The organism is Microbacterium sp. H83 (genome assembly GCF_001650405.1).
GTDB lineage: Bacteria > Actinomycetota > Actinomycetes > Actinomycetales > Microbacteriaceae > Microbacterium.
In genome coordinates this window covers 184,142-201,205 of sequence record NZ_LWCU01000034.1, presented here as the reverse complement: position 1 = coordinate 201,205, position 17,064 = coordinate 184,142, and the positions used below count along the sequence as shown (strand labels likewise).

Below are 17,064 nucleotides of genomic sequence, written 5' to 3'. Positions count from 1 at the left end.
CCGCCCGCCCGCCCGCATCCGTCATCAGGGAGGACCGCATGGCGCACAAGCCCGATGCGGTCACCCGCTGGTGGCGGGGGATCAGCCTGCGCGCGAAGGTCACCGGCGTCACCGTGGCGGTGCTCGCCCTCGGCCTGCTCGCCGCCGGCATCGGCACGGTGCCGATCCTGCGCAACGCGCTCATCGCCAACATCGACGCGCAGCTGCCGGCGCTCGTGTCCCCCGACCTCGCCGACCGGTACTTCGACATCACCAGGGTCGACGGTGAGACCGTGTACACGCGGTCGGAGTCGCCGCGCGACTTCTTCGTCGCGATCTACGACGGCGAGGGCGTGCTGCAGACGACCACCGGCACGTCCGCCAACGGCGGCTCGCCGCTGTTCCCCTCCTCGTTCACGCTCCTCGACGTGCAGGCCAAGGGAGAGAGCGTGTTCACGCTCGACGGCACGAAGGGCGCCAGCTTCCATGCCGCCGTCGCCAGTCAGCCCGGTGAGGGCGGAGGATCGCTGCGGATCCAGATGGTCGCGATGCCGCTCGACTCGGCCGACCGGATCATCGGCCAGTACTTCGGCATCTATCTCACCGTCGCCTTCGTCACGATCTTCATCGCCGCCGCGCTGACCCGCGGGCTGGTCACGCTGACGTTCCGACGACTCGGGCAGGTCGAGTCGACGGCGATGTCGATCGCCGCCGGCGACTTCAGCCAGCGTCTCACCGACCTCGAGCCGACCACGGAGGTCGGCCGCCTGAACGCGGCGATCAACACCATGCTCGATCGCGTCGACGGCTCGCTCGCTCAGCGCGACCGCACCGTCCGCCACATGCGCCGATTCATCGGCGACGCCAGCCACGAGCTGCGCACACCGCTCGTGAGCGTCCGCGGCTACGCCGAGCTGTACCGGATGGGCGCCATCAAGGGCGAGGAGGACACCGCCCGGGCGATGGAACGGATCGAGAAGGAGGCCATCCGGATGGGCGTCCTCGTCGAGGATCTGCTCGCGCTCGCGCGCCTCGACGAGGAGCGAGAGCCGGAGATCGAGGCCCTCGACCTCCGGCCGATCGCCAGGGACGCCGCCCTCGACCTCCGCGCCGCCGCGCCCGCACGCACCGTGACCGTGGTCGATCGCACGGTCGAGGCTCCGCTGATCGACGTGACGACCAGGACGACGCCGATCATCCCCGCGCCGAGCCTCCCGGCGCCGCGCGGTCTCTCGCGCGGCACGCTCTCGCGGCTCCGCCGGCGCCCGCGGGCATCAGAGAAGGTGCCTGCGATCGACTTCACCGAGGCGACGGACATCCCGGTGCGCACGCCGCCGATCGTGCTCGGGGAGGAGAACAAGGTCCGCCAGGTCGTGACGAACCTGCTCGGCAACGCCCGTCGGTTCTCGCCCGAGGAGAGCCCGATCGAGCTCGTGGTGGATGCCGATCGCGTCCGCGGCACCGCGAGCATCGCGATCGTCGACCACGGCGAGGGCATCCCGCCGCAGATCCGCGAGCAGATCTTCGAGCGCTTCTGGCGGGCCGACACCTCGCGAGCGCGCGAGACCGGCGGATCGGGGCTCGGCCTCGCGATCGTGTCGTCGATCGTCAAGGCTCTGCACGGCGATGTCACCGTGTCGGAGACCCCGGGCGGCGGAGCGACCTTCACGGTCACGCTCCCCCTCGCCCCGTCCCGTGCGACGCCCGCGCATCTGCTCGAGGACACGCAGCCCCTCGAGCCGCTCGATCTCGACCTCTGAGACCTGACCGCTCCTCCACGGTCGACGCGGCACACCCCTTGCCCACAGCCCCTGAGATCCTCGGGCCGGGCGGGCGGTCCTGTCGCGGCGCGACTCCTATCGTCGGAACCCCATCGAAAGGAGTTCTCATGTCCGTCTTCACCGTCGACACCGAAGCCGTGGGTGCCGCGCAGTCCTCGACGCTCGCCACCATGGAGCGCGTCAGGGCCGAGTCGGCGACCCTCATGGCGCAGCTGTCGCAGCTGCAGTCATCGTGGGTCGGCACGGCCTCGACCGCGTTCCAGTCGTGCGCCGAGCAGTGGCGAGGCGCGCAGCTGCACGTCGAACAGGTGCTCGAGTCCATCGGCACCTCGCTGGGGAGCGCCGCGACGCAGTACGCCGACGCCGATCAGTACTCGGCCAGCCTGTTCCGCTGATCGCGTTCCGCCGCCGAACGCAGAAACGCCCCGACCGAGGTCGGGGCGTTTCCGCTGCTACGGGACGCTGGGTCCCTGAGCCTGTCGTGGGATCAGAAGTCCATGCCACCCGACGGGTCGCCGACGGGAGCGGCGGCCTTCTCGGGCTTGTCGGCCACGACGGCCTCCGTGGTGAGGAACAGAGCCGCGATCGAGGCCGCGTTCTGCAGCGCCGAGCGCGTCACCTTGGCGGGGTCGATGATGCCGGCCGAGAACAGGTCGACGTACTCACCGGTGGCCGCGTTGAGTCCCTCGCCCGCGGGGAGCTCGGAGACCTTGTTGGCGACGACGCCCGGCTCGAGACCGGCGTTGAGGGCGATCTGCTTCAGCGGAGCCTCGATCGCCACGCGGACGATGTTCGCACCGGTCGCCTCGTCACCCGAGAGCGAGAGGCTCTCGAGGGCCTTGGTGCCCGACTGGATGAGCGCGACGCCACCACCGGGGACGATGCCCTCCTCGACGGCTGCCTTCGCATTGCGGACGGCGTCCTCGATGCGGTGCTTGCGCTCCTTGAGCTCGACCTCGGTCGCCGCACCCGCCTTGATGACGGCCACGCCACCGGCGAGCTTCGCCAGGCGCTCCTGCAGCTTCTCGCGGTCGTAGTCGCTGTCGGTGTTCTCGATCTCGCGACGAATCTGCGTGACGCGACCCTCGATCTGGTCCGCCTCGCCGGCACCCTCGACGATGGTCGTCTCGTCCTTCGTGACGATGACCTTGCGAGCGCGACCCAGCAGGTCGAGCGTGGCGTTCTCGAGCTTGAGGCCCACCTCTTCGGTGATGACCTGGCCACCCGTGAGGATCGCGATGTCCTGCAGCTGAGCCTTGCGACGGTCGCCGAAGCCGGGAGCCTTGACGGCGACCGACTTGAAGATGCCCTTGAGCTTGTTGAGCACGAGGGTCGCGAGAGCCTCGCCCTCGACGTCCTCGGCGATGATGACGAGCTCCTTGCCGTCCTGGATCACCTTGTCGACGATGGGCAGAAGGTCCTTGATGTTCGAGATCTTCTGGTTCGCGATGAGGATGTACGGGTCCTCGAAGACGGCCTCCTGGCGCTCCGGGTCCGTGACGAAGTACGGGTTCAGGTAGCCCTTGTCGAAGCGCATGCCCTCGGTGAGCTCGAGCTCGGTGCCGAAGGTCTGCGACTCCTCGACGGTGACGACGCCTTCCTTGCCGACCTTGTCGATCGCCTCGGCGATCAGCTCGCCGATCGCGGGGTCAGCGGCCGAGATGGACGCGGTCGCGGCGATCTGCTCCTTGGAGTCGATCTCCTTCGCGCTGGCGAGGAGCTCCTCGGTGATGGCGGCGACGGCCTTCTCGATGCCGCGCTTCAGCGAGATCGGGTCGGCGCCGGCCGCGACGTTGCGCAGTCCCTCGCGGACGAGGGCCTGGGCGAGCACCGTGGCGGTGGTGGTGCCGTCACCGGCGACGTCGTCGGTCTTCTTCGCGACCTCCTTGACGAGCTCCGCGCCGATCTTCTCGTACGGGTCGTCGAGCTCGATCTCCTTGGCGATGGACACACCGTCGTTCGTGATCGTGGGGGCGCCCCACTTCTTCTCGAGCACGACGTTGCGACCGCGCGGGCCGAGCGTCACCTTGACGGCGTCGGCGAGGATGTTGAGGCCGCGCTCGAGGCCGCGACGGGCCTCCTCATCGAAAGCGATGATCTTTGCCATGAGTTTTGTCGTCCCTCCTGGACGTAGACGGTGGGTTTAGCACTCAGAGTGAGAGAGTGCTAACGCCATTCTGGCACTCGACCCCATCGAGTGCAAGCCGCCGGAGGGACTACGGGGCGGGGGTGTCCTCAGGGGCGGACGGGGCCTCGTCCGTGCGGTCGAGACCGATCACGACCGTGAGCTGCTTCTGGGCGGTGTCGTTGAGATCGGCGTAGAAGTCGCTCTGCTCGACCTCCGCGCCGCCGATCAGGCCCGCGAGCCCGATCGCCGCCAGCTCGTCCTCCGCGGCGACGTAGTAGACGGTCGTCGTCGAGAAGTCCTGGCTCGTGCTGTCGCTCGCGAAGACGGTCTCGGCCGGCCAGCCGTTGTTGATCAGGACGTCGCGCATCTGCTCGTCGAGGCCCTCGTCGGCGGTCGCGTTGAGGATCATGACCGAGAACGTCGTGTCGATGACGCCCGTCTCCTCCGGCACGGGCGTCGACGACGCCACGGGCTCGGGGAAGAGCGAGATGCGCCCCATCACGACCAGCGATCCGAAGATGCCCGCGATGATCAGCACCAGGGCAGCGACGAAGGACCACAGCAGCACGACCCATCCGTTCATCCCCGGGGCCTCGGCGCGGTGGGCGCCCACGCGTCCCGAGGAGCGGGGCACGTCGTCGAATCGGTCTCGGATGGGCTTTGACACCCCTCGATGCTAATGGCACGCGCCTGGGGATCCGCGCCGGGCGCGCTGGCGCGCGGTGCCGCTCGTGGTCAGCCGACGAATCCGGGAGTGCGCGCGGATCGCTGGACCGCACGCGCATCGCGGATCCGGCGCAGACGACGCACGAGCATCGGGTCGTACTCGAGCGCCCGCTCGGACTCGATCAGTCGCCCGAGCAGCTGGTAGTACCGCGCGGCGCTCATGCCGAGCTGCGCGCGGATGACCTCCTCCTTGGCCCCGCCGTGCCGCGGCCAGGCGGTCTCCAGCGCGAGGATCGCGCGATCGCGCTCGGTCAGCTCTCCCAGCATGGGATCAGACTAGGTCGACGGGGCGCCGTCTTCCGCGCGCCACTCCCACCATCGCCCGAGTGGGTCGGCCGCGGCGCGCACCCTGCCGTCGAGGGCCACCACGAAACCCGGCCACGTCCCTGCGTCCACCGGCGGCTGCCAGACGTCGAGGAGCGCAGGCGGGTCGATCGTCACCCATCTCGCCGGGAGGCTGCGGATGCGATCGACCAGCGCCTCGCGCGCGGCGCGGGGGATGTGCACGAGCACTCCCGGGGTCGTGATCACGAGCGTCGCCCCGGCGGGCGCCTCGGCGGCGAGCGCCGCGATGCGGTCGAGCGCATCCCCCTCGACGAGCAGCGGCGGGTCGAGCGCCGCGATGTCGAGAGCGGCCAGGACGCGCTGCTCCCTCCCCTCCTCCCCCGGCCAGACGAGACCCTGCAGCCAGCGACGATCGCGCTCGTCCCTGGCGTCGAGCGGGGCGAGGTCGATCCCCGCCCGCCAGACGACGCGCGGGATCCGCAGCGGCGGGAGATCCCCCTCTACGCGGCTCTCCAGGACGACCGTCGACTCGCCGCCCTCCGGGTCGAGCGATGCCCGCACGGCTCCCGACGCATCCGTGAACCGATACGAGTAACGATCGGGGAACAGGCAGAGTCCGGCCGACGCCCCCACCTCGAGGAGCGCGAGGGGCCCCTCGATCTCGGCGAGCACGGCCAGCAGCGGCGCCAGGCGCAGCGGCTCGTTGGTCTGCAGCCGGCGGGACGTGCACTCCTCGACCAGCTCGTCGGCGTGGGCGTGCACGAACGACCGCCAGCGCGCGTAGTCGACGAGGCCGACCCCCAGCATCCGGCTCACCGCGAACACCAGCGGAGGCTGCCGTCGCTGCTCGGGGATGCGGGCGAGCACGGCGCGGATCTCCGCATCGGCCGCGACGCCCGCCGCCCACTCGGCGTACAGCGCGCTGCGTTCCGGCGCCTCCTCCTCCGCGAAGCGGGCGTAGCGCTGCTGCACGGCATCCGTCATGCCTCCATTGTGACGCGACCCCGACGGCGCCAGGACACGAGAGAATGGAATCCAGACCCCAGGAGGACCGATGTCGTACAGCGTGGACAAGACCGAAGACGAGTGGCGTGCGGAGCTCGGCGACGAGCAGTACGCGGTGCTGCGCCAGGCCGCGACCGAGCGCGCCTGGACGGGCGAGCTGCTCGACGAGGGACGGGCCGGCCTCTACACGTGCGGCGCATGCGGCGCCGAGCTCTTCAAGAGCGGCACGAAGTTCGACTCCGGATGCGGCTGGCCCAGCTTCTACGAGTCCATCCGCCCCGAGGCGGTCGAGCTGATCGAGGACACGAGCCTCGGCATGGTGCGCACCGAGGTGCGCTGCGCCACGTGCGGCTCGCACCTCGGCCACGTCTTCCCCGACGGATTCGGCACGCCGACCGGCGACCGGTACTGCATGAACTCGATCGCGCTGAACTTCACCCCCGACGAGTCGTGAGCGCGCTCGACGCCGTCCGCGCCCGGCAGTCCTGGTCGAAGGTCACCGACGAGGCCCCCTCCCGCGACGAGCTGCTCGAGCTCGTCGCGGCGGCCGGTCGCGTGGCCGACCACTCCTCGCTCCGTCCGTGGCGGCTGATCGAGCTGCGCGGCGCCGACCGCGAGCTGCTCGGCGCCGCGATCGCGAAGGCCGAGGGCGACCGTTCTCCGTCGTCGAAGCCGCTCAGGGCTCCGCTGCTCATCGCGGTCGTGGCGAGCTTCCGCAAGAGCGAGAAGGTGCCCGCGTGGGAGCAGGAGGCCGTGGCCTCGGGTGTCGCGCACGTGCTGAGCCTGCTGCTCGACGAGGCCGGGTGGGGCGTGCTCTGGCGCACCGGCCACTACACGCGCTCGAAGGCGGTCGCGAAGGCGCACGGTCTGAAGAAGAACGAGGTGCTGCTGGGCTGGCTGTACGTCGGTCGGAAGCCCGCCGGGCGCCGGGCCGGACGCCGCAAGCCCGTCGATGCGCGCCCGCTGCTCACGCGGATGCCCACGAAGAAGAGCGGGAAGAAGAAGTAGCGAGCGCGGGTCCGCCGCTCATCGCCGCCGACGGCGGGGCAGCGCGACGAGCACCGAGGCGACCGCGGCGACGGTCATCCCGATGATCTGCCAGAGTTCGGGACCCGACTGCGCGGGCCAGACGAGATCGATCACGACGGATGCCGCGAGCTGCCCGAGCACCGACCCCAGCCCCAGGAGCAGCACGCCGGTGTGCGCCACGATGAGGGCGCCGAGCAGGATGTATGCGAAGCCGAGGAGCCCGCCCAGGTACAGCCAGGGCTCGGCAGGAGGCGGCTCCGGGAGCCCCCGCACCAGGATGCTGATCGCAGCGGCGAGCGCCAGGGCGGCCGTCCCCGCGACGAAGCTCATGAAGGTCGCGGTGATCGGAGACCGCACGCGCTGCGCGAGACGCCCGTTGGTCGCGGCCTGCCAGGCGATGCCGACGCCCGCGGCGAAGGGCAGCAGGAGCATCCACAGCGGAGCGGTCGCCAGCACGTCGCCGCCGAGCGACACCCCGACCGCGGCGAGCGCGAGCACCCCGCCGAGCACGCGGCCCGGTGTCACCGCCACGACTCCCGCCGGACCGAACCCGATGCGGTCGAGCACGAGGCCGTGGAGCGTCTGCCCCGCCACCACGCCGACGGTGAAGAGGGAGACGCCGAGGACGCCGGCCGTCAGACCCTGGGTCGACACCGTGAGGGCCCCGCAGGCGCCGCCGAGCAGCATCCACGGCCGGATCGAGCGATCTCGGACACCGCGGCGCAGGCGGCCGACTCCGCGACGGGCGGAGGGGATGCACGCGATCACGACGATCAGCGCCGCGAGACCGACCGAGAAGGAGATCAGCCCGGCGACGATCCCGTCGTCGACGCGGACGCCGAGAACGCCGTTGATCCGGGCCTGCACCGCCGTCATGACGCCGATCGCGACCGCTCCGCCGAGTGCGACCGCAGCAGGCGGTCGGCGGGGCTCGGTCATCCGTCGACCCTATCGGAGCACGGCGGGCGCCCCTTCCTCCTCGGATGTCGGATCCCGGGCGTACGCTGGCCGCATGTGCGCGAGCTACGGACTGGATCCCCGCTTCACCGACACCGAGCTCCTGGAGGCGGCCGACGAGGCCGTGCTCGACGGGCTGCGGAGCTGGGCGGAGGAGAACGCGGGAGAGACGCTGCGCCCGACGGGGCGGAACCTCCGCAACCTCAACCCGATCGTGATGCCGTCCGAGAACGGGGGCGCGCCCGCGGTCGAACCCGCGTGGTGGGGGTTCCTGGTCGGCGGAGAGCCGTCGAAGTTCCCGTCGATCAACACCCGCTCCGAGAGGCTGCAGGACAAGCCCGGCGGGTTGAAGAGCCGGGCCCTCGTGCCGGCCACCCGCTGGTACGAGATGAAGAAGCCCGAGCGGGTCTGGCACGAGTTCCTCGTCGACGACGGCGCGCTGTTCGGCATGGCAGCCGTGACGCAGCGGGGCCGCACCGCCGACGGCGCCTCCTTCACGTGCTACTCCATCGTCATGCGGCCGGCTCCTGAGCATCTCGCCGACATCCATGACCGGATGCCTCTGCTGATCCCCGCATCGCTCAGCGAGGATTGGCTCACCGCCGAGCCCTCCCGCGAGATCATCGATGCGGCGATCGCCGCGTCGGACGAGGTGGCGGAGCGGGTGCGGACCACCCCGAGGTCGAACGACAAGGGCGCGGAACGGCTGTTCTGAGCGCATGGGACCGAACGAGCTGGTGGATGCCGCGTCGTCGCGCGCCGAGGAGCTGCCCGGGGCCGAGCGGGAGAACCCCTTCGGGCCGGAGTGGGACGTCTACAAGGTGCGCGGAAAGGTCTTCCTTCTGATCCCCCTCGACGACACCGGCCGCGTCACCCTCAAGGCCGACCCCGACGACGCGGTGGCCCTGCGCGAGACCTTCTCCGACATCGTCCCCGGCTATCACATGAACAAGAAGCACTGGCTGACCCTGCTCCCCGGGGAGTCTCTCGAGCGGGACCTCGTGAGCGAGCTGGTCACCGAGTCGTACCGACTGGTCGTCGAGAAGCTGCCCAGGGCGCGACGTCCGGTGGATCCCGACACGTTCGGCCGCACCGTCCTCTGAGCCGACACCGCCGCCTGCCGCCTCCGCCCCGCGGATGACCCGGGGTGCGCGCGGAACGGTACCCCGGGAGGACGCGGCGACCCGTCTCCGCCGCGTAGCGTCGACGACATGATCACAGCAGAGGGCCTCACGAAGAGGTTCGGAGACAAGACAGCCGTCCAGGACGTGTCGTTCACGGTGCAGCCGGGAACGGTCACCGGCTTCCTCGGGCCGAACGGCGCCGGGAAGTCCACCACGATGCGGATGATCGTCGGCCTCGACCGACCGACGTCCGGCAGCGTCACCGTCGCAGGACGCGAGTATCGCAAGCTCCGCGCGCCGCTCACGGAGGTGGGAGTGCTGCTCGATGCCAAGGCCGTGCACACCGGCCGCACCGCGCGCGACCATCTCCGCGCGATGGCGGCGACCCACGGCATCCCCTCCTCGCGCGTCGACGAGGTCATCGATCTCGCCGGCATCGGATCGGTGGCCCGCAAGCGGGCGGGCAAGTTCTCGCTCGGCATGGGACAGCGTCTCGGGATCGCGTCGGCGCTGCTCGGCGACCCGCACACCCTGATCCTGGACGAGCCGGTCAACGGCCTCGATCCGGAGGGCGTGCGCTGGGTGCGGCAGTTCGTGCGCCACGCCGCATCGGAGGGGCGCACGGTCCTGCTGTCCAGCCACCTCATGAGCGAGATGGCGCAGACCGCCGATCACGTGATCGTGATGGGCCGCGGACAGGTCCTGGCGGACGCGCCGCTGGCCGAGCTCGTCCGCGCGTGGACCACCAACACCGTGCGGGTCCGCACCCCGCGAGCGGCCGACCTCGCCGCGGCCGTCGGCGGCCCCTCCGTCGAGATCGTGAGCTCCGCGCCCGACCTGCTCGACATCGTCGGGCTCCCTGCGGCACGCATCGGCGACCTCGCGGCCGAGCGCGGCATCCCGCTGCACGAACTCACCCCGACCACGGGATCCCTCGAAGACGCCTATCTCGCCCTCACCGGCGACTCCGTCGAATACCGGACCAAGGAGATCGCATGACCGTCCAGGCTCCTCCCCGCACCCGGCAGTCCCTCGCCGACGGCCGCCGCCTGACCTTCCTCCGCGCCGTGCGCGGCGAGTGGATCAAGCTCGCGACGCTGCGCTCGACCTGGTGGTCGATCGGCATCGCCGCCGTGCTCACGATCGGCATCGCGGTTCTCATCGCGCAGGCGATCGACATGCCGGGCTTCGATCCGATCCAGGCCGTCGTGATGCCGATCCAGTTCACGATGCTGCTCGCCGGCATCCTCGGCGCCATCGCCGTGACCGGCGAGTACTCGACGGGCATGATCAGGTCGACGCTCGCCGCCAACCCGCAGCGGGGCTCGGTGCTCGCCGCCAAGGCCACGGTCGTCGCCCTGTTCCTCTTCGTCTCGTCCGTGGTGATCTTCGCCCTGGCGGCTGTCGCCGTGTCTGCCGTGGTCGCATCCCGCGACCAGAGCATCGACTGGGGCGACCCGGCCGCGTCCGTTCTGCCGATCCTCGTCTCGGCGGTCGCGATGGCCGTCTTCGCGCTGATCGGCGTCGCCTTCGGCTTCCTCCTCCGGTCGGGGGCCGGCGCGATCGCCGCCACCGTCGGGCTGCTGTTCGTCCTGCCCATCGTCGCGAGCTTCTTCGCGATCGCGGGAGAGGCGTGGGCCTGGGTGACGGATGCCGCGAACTATCTGCCGGTCGCCGCTGCGCAGAGCGCGATCCTGCCCGACGGCGCTGCTCTCGAGACGCCGGTCGCCTTCGCGACGCTGGCCGCCTGGGTCGTCGGCGGCATGCTCGCCGCCTGGGCCGTGCTGCGCGGCCGCGACGCGTGAGCGCGGCGCGCCGCCGAGCAGCCGCGTAGAGTCGGCCGGTGACCACCTCGCGCAGCCGCAGCTCCTCCGTCCGCGAGGACGAGGAGCTGCGGCTGCCGCGTCCTCCCGGCGTGCTGCGGCGCTTCTGGGCCCGGCATCCCATCGTCGCCGACGTCCTGCTCCTGCTGCTGTGCCTGGCGCTGTCGCTGCTGCCCGCCGCCACCTTCGGCCGCAACCAGCCGGACCCGGTCGCCGTCGCCCTCACCGCCGTCGCGCCGCTTCTGGTGGTCGCGGCGTGCGTGTCGCTGCTGTGGCGCCGTCGCGCGCCGCTCGTGCCGTTCGTCGCCTCGTTCGCGGTCGAGGCCGTCTTCCTCTTCGCCGAGCTGCCGGTCGGCACTCCGCTGATCTTGGTCACGAGCTACTCGCTCGCCGTCTACCGCTCGTCACGGCTCGCCTGGGCGGGACTCGGCATCGCGGTCGCCGCCGTCGCCGCGATCGCCTGGCTGCTGACTCTCGTCGGCGTGACCACGCTGCAGATCGCCGTCAACACCACCGTGTCGTCGATCGTACTCGGCCTGATCGGCACGCTGATCGGAGTGAACGTCGGCGGGCGCAAGCGCTACCTCGACGCCGTGATCGACCGCTCCCGACAGCTCCTCGTCGAGCGCGACCAGCAGGCGCAGCTCGCCGCCGCCGGCGAGCGCGCGCGCATCGCCAGGGAGATGCACGACATCGTCTCGCACTCGCTCACCGTGATCGTCGCGCTGTCCGAGGGAGCGGCGGCGACCACCGACCCGGCGCAGGCCCGGATCGCGGCCTCGTCGGCGGCGGACACCGCTCGGGGGGCGCTGACCGAGATGCGGGCCATGCTCGGCGTGCTGCGCGCCGACGATTCGCCGCTGCCGCTGGCACCGCTGGAGCCGACGTCTCCGCACGACACGGTGTCGGCCGCGCAGCGGGCGGGGTACCCCGTGACGATCGCCGTCGCGGGGACCGCCGACCTGTCTCCCACGGTCGCGCACGCGGTCGGGCGGATCGTGCAGGAGGGCGTGACGAACGCCATGCGGCACGCCCCGAGCGCGACGACGATCGCGGTCCGGCTGCTCTACTCCGCCGATGCCGTGGAGGTCGAGATCGTCAACGACGGCGTCGTGGGCGGAGACGACACCGCCGGCCGATCCGGGTTCGGCCTCCGCGGGCTCGCGGAGCGCGCGAACCACGCGGGCGGATCGATCGCGTCGTCGCGGCGCGACGACGGACACTGGGTGCTGCGCGCCACCCTGCCGGCGACGGCTCCCCCGGCGTCCGCGGACTCCCCGGACACGGCCTCCGTCGTGCTCGGCACCACCTCGAAGGAGACCCGACCGTGACCAGCCCGATCCGCCTCCTCCTGGTCGACGATCAGGAGCTCATCCGCCTGGGGTTCCGCATGGTGCTCGAGGCCGAGCCCGACCTCGTCGTGATCGGCGAGGCCCCCGACGGCCACTCGGCCATCGCGCAGGTCGCCGCGCTGCAGCCGGATCTCGTCCTCATGGACATCCGGATGCCGGGGCTCGACGGCATCGCGGCGACCGAGGCCATCGTGCGCGACCACCCGCAGACCCGGGTCCTCGTGCTCACGACGTTCGACCTCGACGAGTACGCGTTCGGAGCCATCCGCGCCGGCGCGAGCGGCTTCCTGCTGAAGGACGCGCAGCGTCACGAGATGATCGCGGCGGTGCGCGCCGTGCATCGAGGCGACGCCGCGCTCGCTCCCCGGATCACCCGGATGCTGCTCGAGCACGTCACGGCGCAGAGCGGTGGGATCACGGCGCCGAGCAGCGCGGAGCAGGTCGACGATCCCACGGGAGTGCTCACCGAGCGCGAGCGCGAGGTGTTCCTCGAGATCGCCCGCGGTCTGACGAACGCCGAGATCGCCCAGGCGCTGTACGTGAGCGAGTCGACCGTCAAGACGCATGTCGGGCGCGTGCTCGCCAAGCTCGGCGCACGCGACCGCATCCATGCCGTGATCCTCGCGCACCGTCTCGGGCTCGTGGACGACGACGCCCTGCCCCCGGGTCCGTGACCGAGGGCAGGGCGTCGTGGCGGGTCAGGCCTGAGCCGGCGTCCACTCCGAGACGCGGTTCAGAACGGCGATCTCGTCGGCCGTGAGCTGCAGTCGAGCGCCCGCCAGCAGGTCGGGCACCTGCTCGACGGTGCGTGCGCTCGCGATCGGGGCGGCGACCGTCGGCTGCGCGCGCAGCCAGGCGAGCGACGTCGCGGCGATCGACGCGTCGTGCGCCGAGCCGATCTCTTCGAGGGCGTCGATGATCCGCAGTCCGGCATCGGTGGCGTACTTCGCGGCACCCGCGGCTCGCGGCGACGACTGCCCCTCCGTCTCCACCGACCGGTACTTGCCGGTGAGGAAGCCGCTCGCGAGCGAGTAGTACGGCACCAGGCCGAGACCGAACTCCTCCGCCACCGGGATGATCGACTCCTCGACGTCGTTGCGGTGCACGAGGTTGTAGTGCGGCTGGATCGCGACCGGCCGGGGGACGCCGGTGCGCCCGGCGATGTCCATCCACTCGCGGATGCGCTCCGCCGAGTAGTTCGAGACGGCGACGTGGCGCACGAGACCGTCGGCGACCAGCCGGCCGAACGCGTCGACCGTCTCCTCGAGCGGCACGCTCTCATCGTCGAAGTGCGCGTAGTACAGGTCGATCTCGTCCACTCCGAGCCGAGCGAGGGAGGCCTCGGCCGCAGCGCGCACGTTCGACGCGGAGAGCCCGCGGAACTCGGGGTGCTGACTGACCTTGGTCGCCACCGTGACGCCGGCGGGCCGGCGCGACGCGAGCCACTCGCCGATGATCGTCTCGCTCTCGCCGCCCGAGTTGCCGGGCACCCAGGCGCTGTACGAGTCCGCGGTGTCGATGAAGTCGCCGCCGCCGTCGACGAACGCGTCGAGGACCGCGAACGAGGAGTCGCGGTCGGCCGTCCAGCCGAACACGTTACCTCCGAGCGCGAGGGGGAAGATGTCGAGGTCACTGGTTCCGATACGGGTCATGCTCGGCACAACCGCCGAGCGGCGCCGAGTATTTCGTCGCGACGGCGTACTGTGCTCACATGGGAACGCTCGAGTACAACAGCTCTCACCCCCCGATCGACATCGACGACACGACCCTCGCTCACGTGAAGGTGATCATCGGCACGAAGCTGCGGCGTCAGGAGAGCTTCATGATGAGCTGGCTGTCGCCGGCCGGCGGCTCGAGTGCGCGCATGACCGCCTGGGTGCACCCCAGCATCCCGCTCGTCCTGGCCTTCGACGAGGAGAACCCGCCTCCCGTCGACCGGGCGCGGATCGCCCGGATGATGGACAGCCTGAACGCCCGCGGCGAGCTCGTCATCGACTCACTGTCCGACACCGAGCGCCCGTAGTCGTCAGTCGACCTCGGGGAGCGCCTCGGGAGGCGTCTCCAGAGGGAGGGCCACCGGGGATTCGACGTTGCGCGCCGCCTGCAGCAGCCGCTCGACGAGGGCCGGGTCCTCGAGCTCCTCGTCGTCCGTGCCCACGCTGCGCGCGACGATCTGGCTCGCGGGACCCACGAGGAACTTCGCGATGGAGACGGCGCCGCCCTCTTCGCGGATCGGCACCTCGACGATCTCGGCCCGCTCGTTGTCGCCCAGCGCCCGGCTGTACACCAGCAGCGCATCCGCGATGTCGTCGCCCGTCAGATAGTCGTCGCCCGCGTACGTGATCACCTGCATGATCCTTTTGTACTGCAGGGCGGCGGGAAGGACCCGGTCCTTGTGTCGGCGCTCGGGTGCTGCTAGCGAGGCTCGCGCTGCGGAGGATGACCGGATCCGCGGAGAGCCGACTACGGGACTCGAACCCGTAACCCCCGTATTACAAGTACGGTGCGCTACCAATTGCGCCAAGTCGGCGGATGCCCCCAGCTTAGCGAGGGCGGCGGGCGACGCCGAACTAGGGCGCGGGCGTCTCGGTCGCGGTCGGCGCGGGTGACGGCGTCGCCGTCGAGTAGTACGCGTCGCTGGCGACCGTGAGGACGAACTGCGAGAACTCGCTCGGGTCGTCCAGGGCGCCGACGTACGCCTCGCCGTTGACGACGATCATCGGGGCCGAGGCGAGCACGAGGTCGTCCGACCCGTCGAGCGGGCCCTCGAGCGCACGGGAGGTGGCTTCCTTCGCCCAGGTGACGTAGTCCTTGTCCTCGATGCAGGAGCGGACCGTCTTCGCGTTGTCCGCGCCCACGGCGCCGGCGATGTCGGCGAGCTCGGCATCCGAGAAGCCGTCGGTGTTGACCTCGGGCTGGTCGTCGAGCAGATCGTGGTTGAACGCGTAGAACTGCGCTGGCGAGTACGTCGCCACGCAGGCGGCGGCCGCGGCGGCTCGCAGCGAGTACTTAGTGCCGTTCGAGCTCGCGGTGAGCAGGGCGACCGGGTGGTAGGTGACGCTCGCGGCGCCCTCCGTGATCCAGTTCACGAGCTGGCGGGCGTTCGCGCGCTCGAACTCCCCGGCATCCGGCGAGAGGTAGTCCACGTACACGTGGATGTCCACCGTGCTCGCGGTGGTCGGCTCAGGTGTCGGTGCGGCCTCGCCGCCCGCTTCGGTCGCCTCGGGACTCGGGGTCGCCGCTGCATCGATCGATGCGGCCGAGGCGCTGACCTCGGACACGAGGACGCCGTCGCCTTCCATCCCGGTGGGCGTGAGCTGCGGCTTCGACACCTGCGCCGACACGGCGAGGGTCACTGCGGTGCCTATCGCGCCGACGGCGACGATCGCGAGCACGCCGACGATGATCCGTCGCATGATCCGCGCCCTCGACTGCTGGGCGTGCACCTTCTGTGCCTTCTCCCGCACGACCTCGCGCGAATTGCGGGGGGTGGGGACGTTCGGCGTCTCGTCGCTCGACATCGTTCCTCTTGACAGTCTCGGTGGGGGCAGGGTGGCCCGTTCGCCACTCGGGCGGCGAACGCCGCGGAGACACGGCCGGGAACGATGTTAACCAGCCAGGCTGAGAAATACCCAGACGTGCTGGTTTCTGGCATACTGAACGCGACCCAACGACGGGTCACGGCGGGTCACTCCGCCGCTCTATCACTACGGATCGTCCGGCACGTACCTGCCGGTGAAGGAGAAACGCAATGGCATCTGTCACTTTCGACGAGGCGACCCGCCTGTACCCCGGCGGAACCCGTCCGGCCGTCGACAAGCTCAACCTCGAGGTCGGAGACGGCGAGTTCCTCGTCCTCGTCGGCCCCTCCGGATGCGGCAAGTCCACGTCCCTCCGCATGCTCGCCGGCCTCGAAGAGATCAACGCCGGCCGCATCCTCATCGGCGACCGCGATGTCACCGATGTGCCGCCGAAGGACCGCGACATCGCGATGGTGTTCCAGAACTACGCGCTCTACCCGCACATGACCGTCGCCGAGAACATGGGCTTCGCGCTCAAGATCGCCGGTGTCGGCAAGGAGGAGCGGGCATCGCGCGTCCTCGAGGCTGCGAAGCTCCTCGACCTCGAGCAGTACCTGACCCGCAAGCCCAAGGCGCTCTCGGGCGGTCAGCGTCAGCGTGTCGCCATGGGTCGCGCGATCGTCCGTCAGCCCCAGGTGTTCCTCATGGACGAGCCGCTGTCGAACCTCGACGCCAAGCTCCGCGTGCAGACCCGCACGCAGATCGCGTCGCTGCAGCGTCGCCTGGGCGTCACCACGGTCTACGTCACGCACGACCAGACCGAGGCCCTCACCATGGGCGATCGCATCGCCGTGCTGAAGGACGGCCTGCTCCAGCAGGTCGGCTCGCCGCGCGACCTGTACGAGAAGCCGAACAACGTCTTCGTGGCCGGCTTCATCGGCTCGCCCGCGATGAACCTGTTCTCGGCCGACCTCGCCGACGGCGGCGTCCGCTTCGGCTCGGAGATCGTCCCGCTCGACCGCGACACCGTCGGCCGCGCGAACGGCTCGCAGGTCACGGTCGGCGTGCGCCCCGAGGACATCACCGTCGGTCCCGCCGACGGCAAGGGCCTCTCGGTCGTCGTCGACCTCGTCGAGGAGCTCGGCGCGGACGGCTACCTCTACGGTCACACGGAGATCAACGGCAAGCGCGCCGACCTGGTCGCCCGCGTCGACGGCCGCAACCACCCGAACGCGGGAGAGACGGTCACCCTCGCGGCGAACGCGGGCCACGTGCACGCCTTCGACACCGAGTCGGGCGAGCGCCTGAACGACAAGCCGGTCGTCTCCGCCTGATCGGATCCACGGACGCGGCG

General features: G+C 70.8%; 20 protein-coding genes and 1 tRNA gene. 12 read left to right on the top strand and 9 right to left on the bottom strand.

Annotated features, from left to right (window positions below; all coding sequences use genetic code 11):
- The first annotated feature begins 38 nt into the window (after positions 1 to 38).
- Both A4X16_RS13725 and A4X16_RS13720 read left to right on the top strand, forming a co-directional pair.
- Positions 39 to 1,739 carry a sensor histidine kinase gene (locus A4X16_RS13725; protein ID WP_067121429.1) on the top strand — a complete coding sequence of 567 codons (1,701 nt, stop codon included), beginning with the start codon at positions 39 to 41 and terminating at the stop codon, positions 1,737 to 1,739.
- Positions 1,740 to 1,867: 128 nt separating this feature from the next.
- Positions 1,868 to 2,155 carry a WXG100 family type VII secretion target gene (locus A4X16_RS13720; protein ID WP_067121427.1) on the top strand — a complete coding sequence of 96 codons (288 nt, stop codon included), beginning with the start codon at positions 1,868 to 1,870 and terminating at the stop codon, positions 2,153 to 2,155.
- Between the two features lie 92 nt (positions 2,156 to 2,247).
- Here A4X16_RS13720 and groL read toward each other — a convergent pair whose 3' ends face one another.
- The 4 genes from groL to A4X16_RS13700 form a co-directional block, all read right to left on the bottom strand.
- The gene (gene groL, locus A4X16_RS13715) at positions 2,248 to 3,867 is read right to left on the bottom strand and encodes a chaperonin GroEL (protein WP_067121425.1); all 1,620 of its coding nucleotides are present in this window, start codon (positions 3,865 to 3,867) and stop codon (positions 2,248 to 2,250) included.
- A gap of 109 nt (positions 3,868 to 3,976) precedes the next feature.
- Positions 3,977 to 4,555 carry a LytR C-terminal domain-containing protein gene (locus tag A4X16_RS13710; protein WP_231880371.1) on the bottom strand — a complete coding sequence of 193 codons (579 nt, stop codon included), beginning with the start codon at positions 4,553 to 4,555 and terminating at the stop codon, positions 3,977 to 3,979.
- Positions 4,556 to 4,623: 68 nt separating this feature from the next.
- A complete protein-coding gene (locus A4X16_RS13705) occupies positions 4,624 to 4,881 on the bottom strand; it encodes a DUF3263 domain-containing protein (protein ID WP_067121421.1) in 258 nt (85 codons plus the stop codon).
- 9 nt (positions 4,882 to 4,890) lie between these two features.
- Positions 4,891 to 5,883 (bottom strand): DUF2332 domain-containing protein, encoded by a 993-nt coding sequence (locus A4X16_RS13700; protein ID WP_067121418.1) that lies wholly within the window; start codon positions 5,881 to 5,883, stop codon positions 4,891 to 4,893.
- Positions 5,884 to 5,953: 70 nt separating this feature from the next.
- Here A4X16_RS13700 and msrB point away from each other — a divergent pair, with 70 nt between their 5' ends.
- Both msrB and A4X16_RS13690 read left to right on the top strand, forming a co-directional pair.
- Positions 5,954 to 6,358 (top strand): peptide-methionine (R)-S-oxide reductase MsrB, encoded by a 405-nt coding sequence (gene msrB / locus A4X16_RS13695; protein ID WP_067121416.1) that lies wholly within the window; start codon positions 5,954 to 5,956, stop codon positions 6,356 to 6,358.
- Positions 6,355 to 6,912: a nitroreductase family protein gene (locus A4X16_RS13690; protein WP_067121414.1), complete on the top strand. Its 558-nt coding sequence runs from the start codon at positions 6,355 to 6,357 to the stop codon at positions 6,910 to 6,912. Before msrB ends, A4X16_RS13690 begins: the two co-directional genes overlap by 4 nt.
- An 18-nt stretch (positions 6,913 to 6,930) precedes the next feature.
- On the opposite strand, the gene A4X16_RS13685 is transcribed toward A4X16_RS13690, so the two are convergent.
- A complete protein-coding gene (locus A4X16_RS13685) occupies positions 6,931 to 7,872 on the bottom strand; it encodes a DMT family transporter (RefSeq protein ID WP_067121412.1) in 942 nt (313 codons plus the stop codon).
- A gap of 73 nt (positions 7,873 to 7,945) precedes the next feature.
- On the opposite strand from A4X16_RS13685, the gene A4X16_RS13680 reads away from it, so the two are divergent.
- The 6 genes from A4X16_RS13680 to A4X16_RS13655 all read left to right on the top strand — a co-directional run bounded on the left by A4X16_RS13680 (position 7,946) and on the right by A4X16_RS13655 (position 12,863).
- Positions 7,946 to 8,605 carry an SOS response-associated peptidase family protein gene (locus tag A4X16_RS13680; RefSeq protein WP_067121410.1) on the top strand — a complete coding sequence of 220 codons (660 nt, stop codon included), beginning with the start codon at positions 7,946 to 7,948 and terminating at the stop codon, positions 8,603 to 8,605.
- 4 nt (positions 8,606 to 8,609) lie between these two features.
- The gene (locus A4X16_RS13675; RefSeq protein WP_067121408.1) at positions 8,610 to 8,993 is read left to right on the top strand and encodes an MmcQ/YjbR family DNA-binding protein; all 384 of its coding nucleotides are present in this window, start codon (positions 8,610 to 8,612) and stop codon (positions 8,991 to 8,993) included.
- Positions 8,994 to 9,101: 108 nt separating this feature from the next.
- On the top strand, positions 9,102 to 10,013 hold the full coding sequence (locus A4X16_RS13670; protein ID WP_067121406.1) for an ABC transporter ATP-binding protein: 912 nt from the start codon (positions 9,102 to 9,104) through the stop codon (positions 10,011 to 10,013).
- On the top strand, positions 10,010 to 10,819 hold the full coding sequence (locus A4X16_RS13665; RefSeq protein WP_067121404.1) for an ABC transporter permease: 810 nt from the start codon (positions 10,010 to 10,012) through the stop codon (positions 10,817 to 10,819). The genes A4X16_RS13670 and A4X16_RS13665 overlap by 4 nt, the downstream gene beginning before the upstream one ends.
- 38 nt (positions 10,820 to 10,857) lie before the next feature.
- On the top strand, positions 10,858 to 12,168 hold the full coding sequence (locus tag A4X16_RS13660) for a sensor histidine kinase (RefSeq protein ID WP_067121402.1): 1,311 nt from the start codon (positions 10,858 to 10,860) through the stop codon (positions 12,166 to 12,168).
- Positions 12,165 to 12,863: a response regulator transcription factor gene (locus A4X16_RS13655; RefSeq protein WP_197491840.1), complete on the top strand. Its 699-nt coding sequence runs from the start codon at positions 12,165 to 12,167 to the stop codon at positions 12,861 to 12,863. The genes A4X16_RS13660 and A4X16_RS13655 overlap by 4 nt, the downstream gene beginning before the upstream one ends.
- A gap of 24 nt (positions 12,864 to 12,887) precedes the next feature.
- Here the strand turns inward: A4X16_RS13655 and A4X16_RS13650 are convergent, their stop codons facing one another.
- Positions 12,888 to 13,841 (bottom strand): aldo/keto reductase, encoded by a 954-nt coding sequence (locus A4X16_RS13650; protein ID WP_067121400.1) that lies wholly within the window; start codon positions 13,839 to 13,841, stop codon positions 12,888 to 12,890.
- A 59-nt stretch (positions 13,842 to 13,900) separates the two neighbouring features.
- Between A4X16_RS13650 and A4X16_RS13645 the strand changes: the two genes are divergently transcribed.
- A complete protein-coding gene (locus A4X16_RS13645) occupies positions 13,901 to 14,212 on the top strand; it encodes a DUF7882 family protein (protein ID WP_067121398.1) in 312 nt (103 codons plus the stop codon).
- A gap of 3 nt (positions 14,213 to 14,215) precedes the next feature.
- Here the strand turns inward: A4X16_RS13645 and A4X16_RS13640 are convergent, their stop codons facing one another.
- From A4X16_RS13640 to A4X16_RS13630, 3 genes are all read right to left on the bottom strand, one after another.
- Entirely contained in the window at positions 14,216 to 14,542 is a 327-nt protein-coding gene (locus A4X16_RS13640; protein ID WP_067121396.1) for a hypothetical protein, read from the bottom strand.
- A 104-nt stretch (positions 14,543 to 14,646) separates the two neighbouring features.
- Positions 14,647 to 14,719, bottom strand: a tRNA-Thr gene (locus tag A4X16_RS13635).
- A 40-nt stretch (positions 14,720 to 14,759) separates the two neighbouring features.
- Positions 14,760 to 15,710: a DsbA family protein gene (locus A4X16_RS13630; RefSeq protein ID WP_067121394.1), complete on the bottom strand. Its 951-nt coding sequence runs from the start codon at positions 15,708 to 15,710 to the stop codon at positions 14,760 to 14,762.
- Between the two features lie 230 nt (positions 15,711 to 15,940).
- On the opposite strand from A4X16_RS13630, the gene A4X16_RS13625 reads away from it, so the two are divergent.
- Positions 15,941 to 17,044: an ABC transporter ATP-binding protein gene (locus tag A4X16_RS13625; protein WP_067121392.1), complete on the top strand. Its 1,104-nt coding sequence runs from the start codon at positions 15,941 to 15,943 to the stop codon at positions 17,042 to 17,044.
- The last annotated feature ends 20 nt before the right edge of the window (positions 17,045 to 17,064 follow it).